General features: G+C 43.7%; 13 protein-coding genes and 1 pseudogene. 7 read left to right on the forward strand and 7 right to left on the reverse strand.

The window, feature by feature from the left end:
- Positions 1-24 precede the first annotated feature (24 nt).
- Genes secF through IQ230_RS15990 form a run of 3 tightly spaced genes read right to left on the reverse strand, consistent with a single transcriptional unit; the run spans position 25 to position 3,485 of the window.
- Positions 25-996, reverse strand: a complete 972-nt coding sequence (secF, locus tag IQ230_RS15980; protein WP_193933020.1) for a protein translocase subunit SecF — start codon at positions 994-996, stop codon at positions 25-27.
- Positions 997-1,033: 37 nt separating this feature from the next.
- On the reverse strand, positions 1,034-2,449 hold the full coding sequence (gene secD, locus IQ230_RS15985) for a protein translocase subunit SecD (RefSeq protein ID WP_193933022.1): 1,416 nt from the start codon (positions 2,447-2,449) through the stop codon (positions 1,034-1,036).
- Positions 2,450-2,501: 52 nt separating this feature from the next.
- Positions 2,502-3,485: an alpha-ketoacid dehydrogenase subunit beta gene (locus tag IQ230_RS15990; RefSeq protein WP_193933024.1), complete on the reverse strand. Its 984-nt coding sequence runs from the start codon at positions 3,483-3,485 to the stop codon at positions 2,502-2,504.
- A 304-nt stretch (positions 3,486-3,789) separates the two neighbouring features.
- Between IQ230_RS15990 and IQ230_RS15995 the strand changes: the two genes are divergently transcribed.
- The 4 genes from IQ230_RS15995 to IQ230_RS27705 all read left to right on the forward strand — a co-directional run bounded on the left by IQ230_RS15995 (position 3,790) and on the right by IQ230_RS27705 (position 8,877).
- Entirely contained in the window at positions 3,790-5,517 is a 1,728-nt protein-coding gene (locus IQ230_RS15995) for a succinate dehydrogenase/fumarate reductase flavoprotein subunit (RefSeq protein WP_193933026.1), read from the forward strand.
- A 263-nt stretch (positions 5,518-5,780) separates the two neighbouring features.
- Positions 5,781-6,869 carry a PstS family phosphate ABC transporter substrate-binding protein gene (locus IQ230_RS16000; RefSeq protein ID WP_193933028.1) on the forward strand — a complete coding sequence of 363 codons (1,089 nt, stop codon included), beginning with the start codon at positions 5,781-5,783 and terminating at the stop codon, positions 6,867-6,869.
- A gap of 37 nt (positions 6,870-6,906) precedes the next feature.
- Positions 6,907-8,022, forward strand: coding sequence for a serine/threonine-protein kinase (locus tag IQ230_RS16005; protein WP_193933030.1), 1,116 nt, complete (start codon positions 6,907-6,909; stop codon positions 8,020-8,022).
- Positions 8,023-8,253: 231 nt separating this feature from the next.
- Positions 8,254-8,877 (forward strand): TMEM165/GDT1 family protein, encoded by a 624-nt coding sequence (locus IQ230_RS27705; protein ID WP_193933032.1) that lies wholly within the window; start codon positions 8,254-8,256, stop codon positions 8,875-8,877.
- 12 nt (positions 8,878-8,889) lie between these two features.
- On the opposite strand, the gene IQ230_RS16015 is transcribed toward IQ230_RS27705, so the two are convergent.
- On the reverse strand, positions 8,890-9,738 hold the full coding sequence (locus tag IQ230_RS16015; RefSeq protein WP_193933034.1) for a tetratricopeptide repeat protein: 849 nt from the start codon (positions 9,736-9,738) through the stop codon (positions 8,890-8,892).
- 439 nt (positions 9,739-10,177) lie between these two features.
- On the opposite strand from IQ230_RS16015, the gene IQ230_RS16020 reads away from it, so the two are divergent.
- Positions 10,178-11,095 carry a hypothetical protein gene (locus IQ230_RS16020; protein ID WP_193933036.1) on the forward strand — a complete coding sequence of 306 codons (918 nt, stop codon included), beginning with the start codon at positions 10,178-10,180 and terminating at the stop codon, positions 11,093-11,095.
- Between the two features lie 151 nt (positions 11,096-11,246).
- Here IQ230_RS16020 and IQ230_RS16025 read toward each other — a convergent pair whose 3' ends face one another.
- Positions 11,247-12,428, reverse strand: coding sequence for a homocysteine biosynthesis protein (locus tag IQ230_RS16025; protein WP_193933037.1), 1,182 nt, complete (start codon positions 12,426-12,428; stop codon positions 11,247-11,249).
- 44 nt (positions 12,429-12,472) lie between these two features.
- Complete coding sequence (locus IQ230_RS16030; protein ID WP_193933039.1) at positions 12,473-12,661, reverse strand: hypothetical protein; 189 nt, start codon at positions 12,659-12,661, stop codon at positions 12,473-12,475.
- 330 nt (positions 12,662-12,991) lie between these two features.
- On the opposite strand from IQ230_RS16030, the gene IQ230_RS16035 reads away from it, so the two are divergent.
- Positions 12,992-13,660 carry a DUF1614 domain-containing protein gene (locus tag IQ230_RS16035; protein WP_193933041.1) on the forward strand — a complete coding sequence of 223 codons (669 nt, stop codon included), beginning with the start codon at positions 12,992-12,994 and terminating at the stop codon, positions 13,658-13,660.
- Positions 13,661-13,828: 168 nt separating this feature from the next.
- Positions 13,829-15,757, forward strand: a complete 1,929-nt coding sequence (gene ftsH, locus IQ230_RS16040) for an ATP-dependent zinc metalloprotease FtsH (RefSeq protein WP_193933043.1) — start codon at positions 13,829-13,831, stop codon at positions 15,755-15,757.
- A 17-nt stretch (positions 15,758-15,774) separates the two neighbouring features.
- Here the strand turns inward: ftsH and IQ230_RS26755 are convergent.
- A pseudogene (locus IQ230_RS26755) lies at positions 15,775-15,888 on the reverse strand (IS982 family transposase); the annotation flags it as partial.

Genomic DNA, 15,888 nt, shown 5'->3' on the forward strand with positions numbered 1-15,888 from the left:
CAAGCTAACAATGAGAGTGCAAAGTTAAGTATCTTCCGGTGGTGAATCAATCACTGCTGTACTTTGTGTTGCTAAACGCTGACCATTGCGTTCGCGCCACCAGGAAAGGAGAGTACTTGCGATAAAAATACTAGAATAAGCACCGCAAATAAAGCCGATAATCAATGCTAAGGCAAAATTCTTTAAAGTTTCTCCACCAAATAGAAAAATTGCAAATAGCGCGAGCATCGTTGTTAATGTTGTATTGATCGATCTTGCTAAAGTTTGATTAACAGCATCATCAACAATTTCACTAATCGAGCGATCGGGATTTACTTTTAATATTTCCCGAATTCGGTCATAGATGACGACAGTATCGTTGACTGAAAAACCCGTAATTGTGAGTAAAGCAACAATAAATAAACTGTCTACCTCAACACTCCATACTAAGCCTAAAATTGCAAAAACGCCTGCTGTGACGAACACGTCATGAAGTAGGGCAGTAATTGCAAATACAGCAAAGTCCAACTGAAACCGTAAGCTAATGTAAACGATAATTCCGCCAAAAGAAACAATCAACGCCAGCAATCCAGAAGATAATAATTGGCGACCAATGGTTGGACCTACTGTATCGATCTGAGTTGATTGCGGAGCGAAAGCACCAATTCTTTGACTCAGCGCATCTTGTAACTGCGTACGTTGCTCTACATCCAAGGTACTCGTGCGAATTGAGATACCTTGTTGTTCTTGTCCTAAAATCTGAATGCTGCTATTAGACAGTCCTTGTGCTGCCAGGACTTCGCGCACTGCAGTAATATCTATTGGTTGAGCGCAATTATTTGGTTGAGTGCAATCTCGTTCGAGTTGTAAGCGCGTACCACCGACAAAATCCAAACTAGGACGTAATGGTGCGCCGATTTGCTGCCAAGAAATCAGCATTGCAGCTATGCCAGTAATAATCGCTGCAGCAGAAATTGCCCACCATAGTTTTCGCGATTGGTTAATACTAAGTTTCATTGTGATATCTATGCCCCTCCAGTCTACGATCGCGAGTTCATCGAGCTACCTCTGCCCTCCGAACTGTTGGCAGGTTTGGACAATACAATTCTGGCTTACGCAATGAAGGTAAGCTAATTGCGATAAACATGAGGGTACGACTACAAGTAATTGCTGTAAACATACTCACGGCAATGCCTAGTGCCAAAGTTAAGGCAAAACCACGAACTAAACCTGCTCCTAACCAGAACAAAGCTGCACAAGCAATCCAAGTTGTGACATTACTATCTAAAATGCTGGAGAAAGCACGGTAAAATCCCGATTCGACCGAACGATACAGCGACTTACCGGCACGAAGTTCCTCGCGTGTCCGCTCAAAAATGAGTACATTGGCGTCAACTGCCATACCAATACTGAGAATAAAGCCCGCAATGCCAGGAAGTGTCAAGGTGACACCGAGTAAAGCAAAACTAGCCCACGTCAGTAAAGCATAAACACACAAAGATAAATCTGCAATGATCCCAGGAACTCGATAATAGACGACCATGAAGATCAACACCAAGATCAAACCACCGATACCAGCATAGATACTGCGTTGGATGCTGTCTCTTCCTAAAGTGGCACCAACAGTGCGATTTTCAACAATTTCTACAGGTACAGGTAATGCACCACCTCGTAATTGAATTGCCAAATCGTTCGCTTCTTGGGCAGTAAAGCGACCTGTAATAACTGCTGATCCTCCAGTTATCCCAGTTTGAGCAAATTGCGGACCAACGGTAGGTGCGCTAATTAATTCATTATCGAGAAAAATACCAATACTGCGTCCAGTTCCGGCAAGATCGCGGGTGAGTTGGGCAAAAAGTTCAGCACCAGGTGAATCAAAACGAATTCCTACTTCCCAGTTGTTGGGTGCTTGTGTCGGTTGTCCGTACGCATCTTCGAGGTTTCTACCTGTTAGGGGAGGATTCGTGCTTTCAAATAACTGAGCGATCGCTGCATTACTGCGCTCAATCGCTTCTTGATTTTGCTGAATTTCTGTAGTATTGTTTGTTGCTCTTAATTCTTGCTGTTTGGCTAGCAATCCTAATCTAACTTGCTGTTCGGCAAATAACTGTGCTTCTGTACCTGGTCGTTGCGTGCGAAACTCTAACTGTGCCGTACCCCCAAGCACTCGTTCGGCTTGTTCTGGATTACTGACACCAGGTAGTTGAACAAGTATTTGATCTTGCCCTACAGTTTGAACGACTGGTTCAGAAACACCTAAACCATTAATACGATTTTCAATGACCCTCTGAACGGCTTCTAATTCGCGGTCAGTGATTTGGGGAATCTCTGCTGTCGGTTGCACTTGAATTGTTAGCTGCGAACCACCTTGAAGATCCAATCCCAAGGGAATCGGAATTCTGGCGATCGCTACAATTGCAGCAATTGCCAAAACTACGATCAAAGCCAAGAGCGATCGCTGTCTTTGCATACTCTAAATTTGTCTGCGACAAACGCTATGATAACGTTTTAAAAATGCACTGCTAAATCCGCAATGCCACCATCTTCTCGACTGCTTCGATAATTTGCTCTGGTTGAACAATTGTCAATCGCTCTAAAGCCCCGTTGTATGGTGTGGGAATATCTTGTGAAGACAAGCGCAATACAGGTGCATCGAGTTCGTCGAAGAGGCGATCGTTAATTGAGGCAACCAGTTCAGCACCAATACCTCCTGTGCGCATACACTCTTCCACAATAATGACACGATGTGTTTTCCGAATCGAGTCACCAATCGTATCAAAATCTAAAGGTTTGAGTGAAATTAAGTCAATAACTTCAGGGTCAAAACCATTCTTTTCTAAAGTTTTTACCGCTTGGAGCACATGATGACGCATCCGCGAGTACGTCAAAATTGTCACATCTTTACCTGGGCGGACGACTTCGGCTTTGTCTAAAGGCAACAAATATTCAGTTTCTGGTAGATCTTCTTTTAAGTTATACAGTAGTACGTGTTCAAAAAATAATACTGGATTCTCATCGCGAATCGCTGATTTGAGTAATCCCTTAGCGTTATAAGGAGTGGAACAGGCAACAATTTTTAACCCTGGAACTGCCTGAAAATAAGCCTCTAGCCTTTGTGAGTGTTCTGCACCGAGTTGTCTACCCACACCGCCAGGACCGCGAATTACCATTGGAATTTTAAAGTTACCGCCAGAAGTATAGCGTAGCATTCCGGCATTATTTGCAATTTGATTAAAAGCAAGAAGCAAAAACCCCATGTTCATACCTTCAACTATAGGTCGCAATCCAGTCATTGCGGCTCCTACAGCCATTCCAGTAAAGCTATTTTCGGCAATGGGCGTGTCGAGTAACCGCAGTTCGCCGTATTTTTTATAAAGGTCTTTGGTAACTTTATACGAACCGCCGTAGTGTCCGACGTCTTCACCGAGAACAAATACAGTAGCATCGCGTGCCATTTCTTCATCAATGGCGGCACGTAGCGCATTAAAAAAGAGTGTTTCTGCCATGAATGCAAGGAGGTGGAATAGTTAATCGGTTAGTCTATAATATTAACCTTTTGCCATGATTTATGAATGCTGTGGGCGAGCAACTAGGGGTGAGGAGTGAGGGGCGAGGGGTTAGAGGTTTGAAAGAAATCTGAGCAGTTAAAACTGCTGCTACACTAGACTTTACCTATCTTCACAGGTTTCTACAGCCTTTATCTTCGCATTAGTCCACGGAGGTGGAAGGGGTTTGTTAAGCCGCGACTAAAGTCGTTGGGCTATCAAGTGAATTCGCGTTAAATTAAAAACAAAAATTTTATACTAAATCATGCTCGAACACGATGTTGTTATTGTAGGTGGCGGATTAGCGGGATGTCGTGCAGCAGTAGAAATTGCCCGCACTGATCCAAAATTAGACGTTGCTGTTGTTGCCAAAACACACCCGATTCGTTCGCACTCGGTTGCAGCACAAGGCGGAATTGCCGCAACGCTCAAAAATGTTGATGCTAGTGATACTTGGGAAGCTCATGCATTTGATACTGTTAAAGGTTCAGACTACTTAGCCGATCAAGATGCGGTAGAACTATTAGCAAGAGAAGCACCTGATGTGGTGATTGATTTGGAACATATGGGGGTGCTGTTCTCTCGTTTACCTGATGGGCGAATTGCCCAGCGTGCGTTTGGAGGACACTCACATAATCGTACTTGCTACGCAGCTGACAAAACAGGTCATGCAATTCTCCACGAACTTGTTAACAATTTACGACGATATGGCGTCCAGATTTACGATGAGTGGTATGTCCTGCGCTTGATTTTAGAAGATGGTCAAGCTAAAGGTATCGTGACTTATAACATTCGCGATGGAAAACTTGAAGTAGTCCGCGCTAAAGCCGTCATGTTTGCGACTGGTGGTTATGGTCGCGTCTACAATACTACATCGAATGATTATGCTTCCACTGGTGATGGTTTAGCCATGACTGCAATGGCTGGTTTACCTTTGGAAGATATGGAATTTGTGCAATTTCACCCAACAGGTTTGTATCCAGTAGGTGTTTTGATTTCAGAAGCTGTACGCGGTGAAGGTGCGTATTTGATTAATAGTGAAGGCGATCGCTTTATGGCGAATTATGCGCCAAGTCGTATGGAATTAGCACCGCGCGATATCACATCCCGCGCGATCGCCAGAGAAATTCGCGCTGGACGCGGGATTCATGCTGATGGAAGTGCAGGAGGACCATTTGTGTATCTCGATCTGCGCCACATGGGACCAGAAAAAATTATGAGCCGCGTTCCTTTCTGTTGGGAAGAAGCCCACCGCTTAGTTGGTATTGATGCAGTACATCAACCGATGCCGGTGCGTCCTACGGTGCATTATTCAATGGGGGGAATTCCTGTTAATACCGATGGGCAAGTCCGCAGTAGTGGAGACAATTTAGTTGATGGCTTCTTTGCTGCTGGTGAGTGTGCGTGTGTCTCGGTGCATGGTGCAAATCGTCTGGGAAGTAATTCACTGCTTGAGTGTGTTGTCTATGGACGCCGAACGGGGAAAGCGATCGCGCAGTATGTACAAAATCGCAAGTTACCTGCAATTGATGAGCAACGTTACATTACAGAAGCCCAGCGTCGCCTGCAAGTCTTACTCGAACAACCAGGAAAGTACCGAATCAACCAAGTTCGTACTGCTTTTCAAGACTGCATGACGCAGCATTGTGGTGTCTTTCGTACTGCCGAAATTATGCAAGAAGGCTTGCAACAAATACAACAATTACAACAACAATATCCAGACATTTACTTAGATGACAAAAGCACATGTTGGAATACAGAAATTATCGAAGCATTAGAGCTACAAAGTTTATTTGTCGTAGGTAGAATCATTCTTGCAGCTGCCTTAAATCGTCAAGAAAGTCGCGGCGCACACTACCGCGAAGACTACGCGCAGCGCAATGATAGCGATTTTCTTAAACATACAATGGCTTACTATTCCCCAGCCGGAATTGACCTACAATATCGACCTGTTACGATTACAATGTTTGAACCGCAAGAAAGAAAGTATTAGGGTTCTATTGAATTAATGGCGATTCTATGTCTAGGGCTGAGAAAGTGGGGAATTCCTAGCAGAGTCAGCTTATGAAAATAATTAGTATTCTTCGATTGGCAATTAGCTAACGGCAGGCTTGCATAAACTAACCGCAGACTATGTTAACTTTAGATACATAATATTCCATGTTGTTACGTAAACTTCTCAGCTTAAGGTAATTTTATTTATTAGAAGACATTTTAAGCTTTTTAACTTGCTCCCTCATTTAAAGAAGATCGGCGATGACTGATAATGGAGAACAAACGCGGAATCGGTTAAGCAAAGATGTTGTACTGCTGATTAGAGGGCTGGTCATTGGTAAAGTGCTAACACTTGTCGTGATTGGTGGTGTCTTGTGGTGGTTAAGACCACGTTTATTCATGAGTAACGACGCCTCAACTCAAAATTCAGGTGTTGCTTCAGTTGCAAGCGATGTATCAAACTTTCAGTCAGTTGCAGCAGTACCGACTGGTACATTTAACTATGGTGGTAGTCCAGCTTGGGCGGCGATCAGACAGCTGGTAGATGCACAAATTCAAAATGCACGTCCAGAATTACAACTGCGTTATGTATCTCCTGATGAAGGAGTCCCCAGTTCCAGGACAGGTATTCAGATGTTGCTTGACGGAAAGATAGACATAGCTCAAACTTCTCGTCCTCTAACAGCAACAGAAGCTGCGATCGCCAAAGAGCGAGGTATTGTACTAGAGCAAAGTCCTGTTGGAGTTGATGGTGTAGCAGTAGCCGTGAACCATTCACTAACAGTCGCAGGATTAACGACTGAGCAGTTGCGGCAAATCTATCAAGGAACAATTACCAACTGGAGCCAAGTTGGAGGACCAGACCTTAACATTGTGCCATTTTCTCGACCGTTAGAAGATGCAGACGCTCCTATATTTGCTTCTCAAAGCCAGTCGTCGCAGTTTGGAACTCAAGTGCAGTATGTCACCACAACAACAGAAGCGTTACGTCAAGTGAGTAATACCCCAGGTGGTATATATTATGCTTCTGCACGTACAATAGTACCTCAATGTAGTGTCAAAACTTTGCCTTTAGGCGAGAATATTAATCAGCTGATCGCTCCTTATCGCCAGCCCTCAGTTCAGACAAGTGAATGTCCCGCTGAACGGAATCAGGTAAATACAGCCGTCTTTGAAAGCGGTGAATATCCAATCACTTACAATTTATTTGTCATTACCAAGCAAAACCAAAGTCGAGAACAACAAGCAGGAGAAGCTTACACTAATCTTTTGCTAAGTCAACAGGGACAAAAAGCACTAGAGCAAGTTGGATTTGCACCAGTATCGTCAGAGAATATCGCACGTCAGTAATCAAAAGTAGCACTACATACTTTATCCGCTTCTTAACATGATAGGCGAAGTCATTAAAGGTCGATACCAAATACTAGAAATTCTCAGTAGGGGAGGATTTTGTCAAACATACTTGGCTCAAGACCTTTTTGAACCAGACTCAGCTAAGTGTGTGATTAAACATCTTTCAACCGCGACTAGCCCTCAACCGCAAACAATAGCTGACCTGCGCTCATCATTTACCAGAGAAGCACAAGCCTTAGAGAAATTAGGCGAACACGACCAAGTACCACAGCTACTTGCTCACTTTGAGATCGATCGAGAATTCTACTTGGTGCAGCAGTTCGTGACTGGTCATCCTTTGAGTGAAGAACTACAAACACCTTGGCAGGAAAGTCAAGTAGTAGAGTTGTTGCAACAAGTTTTAGGCATTTTAGAGTATGTCCATGATTACGGATTGATTCACCGCGACATCAAACCTAGCAATTTAATTCGTCGTAGCGATCGCCAATTAGTGTTAATTGACTTTGGTAGTGTCAAGCAAGTCTGGAAGCAAGTCGTCACAGCTGGAGGTCAGACAAGTTCCAAATTTGTTGAGGGAATTCCTGCTACCGTTGCTATTGGTACTCCTGGATATATGCCAACTGAACAAGGAAGAGGTAGACCTCGACCAAACAGTGATATTTATGCACTAGGGATGATTGGTATTCAAGCCTTGACTGGGCGCAGTCCGAGTGAGTTACTTGAAGATGCGGATGGGGAGATTATTTGGCAACACTACGCCGATGTTAGTCCTCGTTTAGCAAACATCCTAAATCAAATGGTGCGCTACCACTTTAAAGAGCGTTATCAGTCAGCAACAGAAGCCTTACAAGCATTGCAACCTCTTACACAAAATGACAACTTAAACTTGGTTCAACTGACCTCAGATGCCGTAGAAAAGCGATCGCCAACTTTCACAACTGATACCAGCAACACTACCAATAGCAAGTCAGATCAGTTGACATTGTGGCTAGGACTAGCAATAGGTGCAGTTTCTGCTGTGGTGTTAATAGTCAGTAGCTACTACTATTTGCGTCCGTTACCTCCAAACAATTCACCATCATCTTGGCAAGAAACTATTCACGACTTAGCACAAAGTACTTTTAATCTATCGAAAGACGTAGTAAAATAATCCTAAATTGAAGGGGAGTAACTGCTGACACGCGATTTTGTCAGCACACTTGAGTCAACATACTGGTGAATAACCTGGTTCAAGTGACAACTTAGCAAGTAGTATTGCCAAGCTAATTTGGAAGTGAGACCTTCACTAAGTTCACAGCAGGAATTGTGAGCTTGGTGGGGTCTTTTGGCTGTCATCAAGCTCATCAAGCAGAGGTTAGTTTAGTTTGAGGAGCTTGATCAGGTGCTATCTGCTTTTATCGCGGGTTTTTTCCTCATTGCAGTATCTGAGCTAGGAGATAAAACATTTTTTATTGCCGCAATTTTAGCAATGCGCCATTCGCGTAGGCTGATTTTTGCTGCTGTCGTCGCAGCTTTAGCAACAATGACGGTATTATCTGTGCTCGTGGGGCAAGTTGCATCAGTATTTCCGCCAAACTACATCTACTATGCCGAAATTACTTTATTTATTGGCTTTGGCTTTAAGCTTTTGTACGATGCAAGTCAAATGCCTGCCAATGCTTGTGATGTGGAAGTGGTGCAAGAAGCTGTAGATATTATAGAAAAGGCAGAAGGTAGCTTACCCCAGCAATCAAATTGGGCGATTTGTACTGAAGCATTTGTTTTGACATTTCTAGCTGAATGGGGCGATCGCACGCAAATTGCAACAATCGCCTTAGCAGCAGGTAATAATCCTTTAGGAGTAACAGCAGGGGCAATTTTAGGTCATGCGCTGTGTGCTGCGATCGCCGTTATTGGTGGCAGAATGTTAGCTGGACGCATATCTGAGCAAGCACTAACTATTTTTGGTGGTTGTTTGTTTTTGTTATTCGGACTAATGGCGTGGTGGGAAGGACCTTATGCGTAATTGATGCTATGGCTAGGGGCTAGGAGGTGGAGAAGGAGACGGTGTAATGTCAGGTGCGAGAGGGCTAGGAGTTGGAGAAGGAGTTGCGAGTTGATTAATTCGCTCTTTGTATTGAGCGGGGGCTAATCCTGCAGCATTATCAAATAAGGGTTTAGCTTCCTCATTTTTGCCTTGTTGCTGTAATGCCATAGCTTTTGCTAATACTGGACGAAAATCTTGTTTGTTATTACTAATCAGTTCGTCGTAGATAGCGATCGCCTCATTGTAATTTTGCTGCGTGGCATAGACTTGAGCTAAAAGTAGCCTGACACCATTAATATCTACACTACCAGGCTGATTTTGATTAGCTTCTGGGGCATTCGAGAGGGTGTTTTGTAGTAAGGCAACTGCCTCCATTGGACGTTGTTCGCGTAATTGGACATTGGCTAGTCCTTCAAGCGCTTGGAGATTACCTGGATTTGCATTGAGAATCGAGCGATACGCCGCAGCTTCACCTTCGCGATCGCCTAGCCTTTGCTTAACTTCCGCTAAAAGTAAGCCATATTGTGTTTCTGCCGGATTCAATGCGACCAATTTTTCGAGAGGATCAACAGTCCCTTTAAGATCCAATAGTTGAATTCGTGCTTCGACTAATCCCCGTAATGCTGTTTGATTTTCTGGTTCGCGCTGCAAAACGACTTCATAGCCTCGTGCAGCTTCTTCGAGTTGTTTTTGACCTTGGTTGGTTACAGATGTTTCGCTTACTGGTTGACTGGCGCGAAATGCGGTGCTGATCAAAGGAATCATTGAAAACCCAACGAAGGCAATGATTGCCAGCACCAGAACTACACTAATAAACCAGCGTCTACGCGGTTGAGACACAAAACTGCCTTGAACTCTAAATCTAAAATAATATTATTTGTGATGAATAAGAGAATTACTGAAAATTGCTTTAACTTTGCCGAAGCTTTCTAGACTAACGAGTTAAAATAGCTGCAATATTATTTAAGTAGGTGCTCAAAACAAGTCTCAACAATTTCTGTGGAAACGCGCTGTGGGATAGAGTTTGAAATTAATGAATGCTGACAATGATATGTAAAACCTTCGGATAATGTCCGGAATGTGACGGCTGTACTTTGTTTGGTTACTGGAGGCTATGCAGCTATGCTATGCTTCGCACACTGGAGTTTGCACAGTGCATTTTAGCTACTTTTTGTTGCTAAGAAGCACAACACTTGTGTACTTCCTAACAGTCTACAGGTAACGTGCAAGTGCCAAATATAATCTCAAGTTGGATGTGTCTCCGCCGCAAGGAGTTTTTATGAATTCCTCCGTTAATCCGTTTTCCGAATCATCCAATGCTGCCTTTGACTCTGTGTCAACTGAATCTCAGGTAGAAATTGGGGGTGAATCATCACCAACTGTAACAGATGCTGTAGAAACATCTGTTAATCGACAACAACCAATTCCGCCTCCGAGTGAACCAATGCAGTATCGGGCAATTGGTTTGGTTCGGAGTAGATATGTTCCCAGTGCCGAACAGTTCACTAAAGGCATACTGTTGACAAGTGAGGGAATTGAAATTGATGCTGTCCTTTTAGGAAGAGTGATGAGCTTGGTGAGGAATCACCTCGATTTATCCCAAGAACATTTATGGGTGGTTTATCCGCGTACGCAACAAAAAGAAGGTACTTTACACCTGCAAGTTGTTGGTGTCTGGGAACCAGATAAGTTAGCAAAACAAAGTCAAAATCAGGATTCCGAAATTGGGGATCAGGAAAATGAATTTTCTGCGTTAGAACCACCCCGCACTTCAGATTTAGTAGAAGATGGTTATTTCTCAGTGCGAGGTGAAATTGTTTATCAGTCTGCGCCCGATCAACACTTCATTGTGAAAATTAAGCAGGCTCCGCGCAAAGATTCGGATAAGCCCAAATATTTTAAGTTAAAACTCAGCGGCGATCTCGGAAGTAAAGCTGTTGGTCAATTTTGGGACTTACACGTGCAAAGGCAAGAGAAAGATTTGGTACTTAAAGAGGGAAGTGCGATCGCGATTCTGCCATCGAAGCCCAAATTAAAGCGAGGTGGTAGTCCTCGTAAAGGAGGTTATCCACTTCCTAAACGTAATTCAGATACACCACGCCCAGTGCGCAAATCTCTAGATCCCAAGCCTATAACGCGACCTGTACCCAAAGCCTCAGTTCCTAAACCAATCAAGCGCCCGAAGCCACCAAACTAGAGAGAGGGACAGAGAGTAAGCGGGAGTTGAGTATGCGGGTAGGCGGGTGGTAGGGTTGAAGGGTATCTCTACTACTCGAACACTCTTCCACTATTCACTCGCTCCTCACTCCGGACTTTGTCCCGCTGCGCTAACGCCCCTGACTCCTTTTTCACTCCAAGACAACTTGTGCGCCCCAAATGTCTTGAGGAAGAAAAGAGCGTTCTTTAGGGATTGGTGCAACTGGCTTAGCGAGAGTAAATTTTCCTGCTTCAATCCACTGTTTTAGGGCGATTGTGACTTGACGTGATAAAAACAAACTGGCTAGGGGAGCAACGCGCACAGGTTTCCCTTCAATCGCGATCCGCCCAGATTTAAGCTGTGCGTAACTGACCAAACCAAAGGTAGGACGCACGCGACGTGGAATCGAAAAGTCTACGATAGGAGCTACTAAGTCGTTGTCTTGAACTGCACAGCGGGCAACGACTTCCTCGTTTATAACGGGTAAGGGTACTCCGACGCCGATCATGAGAGAAGGACCATAGCTTTTAAAATAGCAACCACGTACCCAACGGGCATCCATTTGTTTGGCATCACCAATCAAAGCTAAAGTTGCCGCAGGACCTATTGGTGTGTCGTTTGGGAGGCGCTTTTGTAAAGGAAAGTGTTGTGTCCCTTCCCAAGCAACATAGCCAATGCCACCACCTAAGAAAATTCGCGTACCAATTCCAATTAGTTGTAAATTCGGGTCGTTTAATAGTGGAGAAAGTGCCCCAGGGTTTGAGTAAACAGCATTAGCTAAACGAGGTTGTAGCGGTCCTAGATACGTGTGTAAAGGGCGATCGCCGCCATTGACTCCTACAATAAAATTTTGGTATAGATTTCGGGGATTGAATAAATAAAACTGGTTAATCGTGTCGCGGGTAATTGTCGTTTCAAACGTCGCACGCGGATAACAATCAGTGACTTGTCCTAAAGCACGTAGCTGGATTGGTAATCCAGCAATCAAGTCGGAAATAACATGACCCCCGCCTTTTTCTCGCACTTCTTCACCATCAATTGCTTCAACCGCCTGAGTTGCGCCTAAATATAAATCTACGGCTCCAAAGCCCGAATAAGCGGGAACACCATCCAACCAACAGCGACGAATTTTAATTGGGGGATCGGTATGTCCTAAATTAATAATGGCTCCCGATGATTCCATCGGCTCAAATGTGCCAGTAGTAATGACATCTACTTCTTTTGCGGCTTGACTAACGCCGACTTCTGCAACCCGTGCTTTCAATTCCTCAACTGTTAACACCACTGCACTTTGGCGAGCGATTTTTTCATTAATTTCGGCAATTGTACGCATATTGTGAGGGAATTGGAACTGGAGGAAATGAAGATTACTGACTACTATGACTCGGAATGCTGTTGGAAGCGTTGGAACAAAGCGATCGCCATAACGATACTCGGTAGTAAAACAACAATCAATGCAGTTATTGTCGTTGGCAGAATTGGTAGATATGCACCACCATACTTAATCAAAACTGACATGACAGTAGATAACAAAAGCACCTTAAAAATAAATCCAGTCTGATTCATGATTTACGCTTATTGTTTGAGGGACTTATATTTTAATCTTGCTACGGCTCTAAAAACTGTCAAGCCGATGCGTTAGCATATTTCGGTTTCAAAAGCTTTGAATTTTGAAGTTAAGAATATCCAAAACATTATTCTTTACAAGTAAGTCCGCGAAGTTGTAAACAAGCAAGGGTAGAGGTTGCAGTTTTTTCTCCCTACTTTCCTGCATTTCAAGGTGTGGATTTTGCGGTGGAAAGTTAAGTAAACACCGAACTGGTAGCGCGATCCCCTACTTTTACAATATCTTTAGAGCCATTTAATTTAGCCCAAGCTCTAACGCTTAGTCAGTTAATGTTTTACCTGCCGGTATCATTTTTACTATTCCTAGTCTTATTACTGTTACTGCCATTTCTTTGGTTCACTGTAGCAGTTGATGTTGTAAGGCTAGCAGTAGCCAAGCTGGGGTTTGCACCCGATGTCGCAGTGTTATTACTAGCTGCAGTCATCATCGGCAGTACAATCAACATTCCACTTTATAAAGTGGCAGCTCCGCAAACAACTGCAGATAATTTAACACAGTTGTGGTTACAAGAATATTGGGGCATTCCTCTCAAACGCATGAAACGCTCCACTGTAGTAGCAATTAATGTGGGAGGCGGTGTCATTCCAGTGGGGTTGGCGTTGTATCAATTTACGCAAGGTGATGCGCTAGCAATTGTGTTAATGACTGCCATTGTTACATTAGTTAGTTACTATGCAGCGCGAGTTGTCCCAGGAATTGGTATTCAGATGAATCCTTTACTCGCACCTTTAACAGCTGCTTTATCGGCAATGGTACTAGCGACAGCCCATGCTGCGCCTGTTGCTTTTGCAGGCGGGATCTTAGGAACTTTAATTGGTGCTGACTTACTGCATCTCAAAGACATTCAAGCAATGAGTTCTGGCGTCTTAAGTATCGGTGGTGCAGGAGTATTTGATGGTATTACTTTGTGTGGTTTATTTGCTTTGCTATTGACCTAAATTGTGTGAAAAAGAAGGGGCTGGAGGTCAGGAATCAGGTATCAGGGGAAGAAACATAAAGCATCTTCATTCAACACCTTACTTGTCATTTCCCTGACCTCTAACCTCTGATTCCTGACCCCTCTTAATGCTAAATGCTAATGACTGAATATAGGAGAAGCTATTGAAATGCCTGTAGAAACAAACAACAAAAAGCGTCCAAAAAAACAACCTCAAGCACGGCAATTTGGCGGCAGTCTACTCATTTTATTTACGATACTTTTGCTACTAAATTTCATTGTGCCGAGCTTTGGTTCACGTTTACCGCAAGTGCCTTACAGTGACTTTATTACGCAAGTTGAAGCAGATCGAGTTGATCGGGCGATTGTGGGAAGCGATCGCATTGAATTTGCCCTCAAACCTGAAACAGAAGGGGAAAGTCAAGTATTTACTACAACACCAATTACAATTGACCTCGATTTACCTAAAATTCTCCGCGAACATAATGTCAAATATGCAGCTCCAGCACCAAATAATAATGGTTGGATTGGAACTATTTTAAGTTGGGTAATACCGCCATTAATTTTCTTTGGAATTTGGGGATTTTTGATTAATCGTCAAGGTGGTGGTCCTGCAGCATTAACTGTTGGTAAAAGTAAAGCCCGTATTTATTCAGAAGGAACGACTGGAGTTAAGTTTAGTGATGTTGCAGGTGTTGAAGAAGCGAAACAAGAAGTCCAAGAAGTTGTCGATTTCTTAAAAAATGCAGGTAAGTATACCAAACTTGGAGCCAAAATTCCTAAAGGAGTTTTACTTGTAGGACCTCCAGGAACAGGTAAAACACTTCTTGCTAAAGCGATCGCCGGTGAAGCGGGTGTTCCGTTCTTCAGCATTTCTGGTTCTGAATTTATCGAGTTATTTGTTGGTGTTGGTGCAGCAAGAGTCCGTGACTTGTTTGAACAAGCGAAGCAACAAGCCCCTTGTATTGTCTTTATCGATGAGTTAGATGCTTTGGGTAAGTCGCGAGGCGGTGCGAATGGCTTTGTTGGCGGTAACGACGAACGCGAACAAACGCTAAACCAACTCTTAACTGAAATGGATGGTTTCGATGCGAATACTGGCGTGATTATCATTGCAGCAACAAACCGCCCTGAAATTCTAGACCCTGCGTTACGCCGTCCTGGTAGATTTGACCGTCAAGTTGTCGTCGATCGTCCTGATAAAGTTGGTCGCGAAGCGATTCTCAAAGTTCATGCACGGAATGTCAAGTTAGCAGATGATGTCGATCTCCTCACAGTTGCAGGACGTACACCAGGATTTGCTGGAGCAGATTTAGCAAATTTAGTCAATGAAGCCGCATTGCTTGCAGCCCGACAAAATCGTGAAGCTGTGGCGATGAGTGACTTTAATGAAGCAATTGAACGTGTTGTTGCTGGTTTAGAGAGGCGATCGCGCGTTCTTAATGAAAATGAGAAAAAGACGGTTGCCTATCATGAAGTTGGTCATGCCATTATTGGTGCTTTAATGCCTGGCGCAGGTAAAGTTGAGAAAATCTCTGTGGTTCCTCGTGGTGTGGGTGCTTTGGGTTATACCGTACAAATGCCCGAAGAAGACCGCTTTTTGATGATTGAGGATGAATTGCGCGGTCGAATTGCAATACTCCTTGGTGGACGTTCAGCTGAAGAATTAATTTTTGGCAAAGTGTCTACAGGTGCAAGTGATGATATTCAAAAAGCAACTGATTTAGCCGAACGCGCTGTAACGCTCTATGGTATGAGTGATGAGTTGGGTCCTGTTGCTTTTGAGAAAATTCAACAAGAGTTCTTAGGCGGTTATAGTAATCCGCGTCGTTCGGTTAGCCCAAAAGTTGCCGAAGATATCGACCGCGAAGTCAAGGACATTGTTGATGGCGCACATCATATTGCTTTGAGCATTTTGGATCAAAATCGCGATCTATTAGAGGAAACTGCTCAGATTTTGTTGCAACAAGAAATTCTCGAAGGCAAACAACTCCACACACAACTAAATAAAGTACAAACACCACCAGAGTTAGATGAGTGGCTGCGAACAGGGAAGTTGTCTCCTGATCAGCCGTTGATGCAATCTGTTTTGGTGTAAGTGAACCTGAGTTCGGGTTAAGCAGATGGAGGTAAAGCCCATTCTAAGTGAAGGGAGGGCTTTTTGGGCTGATGACAATAAGCAATCAAACCACAGAGGACATTAACACCAAAATTGACGGGACTACGATG

It is taken from the genome of Gloeocapsopsis crepidinum LEGE 06123, assembly GCF_015207655.1.
Lineage (GTDB): Bacteria > Cyanobacteriota > Cyanobacteriia > Cyanobacteriales > Chroococcidiopsidaceae > Gloeocapsopsis > Gloeocapsopsis crepidinum.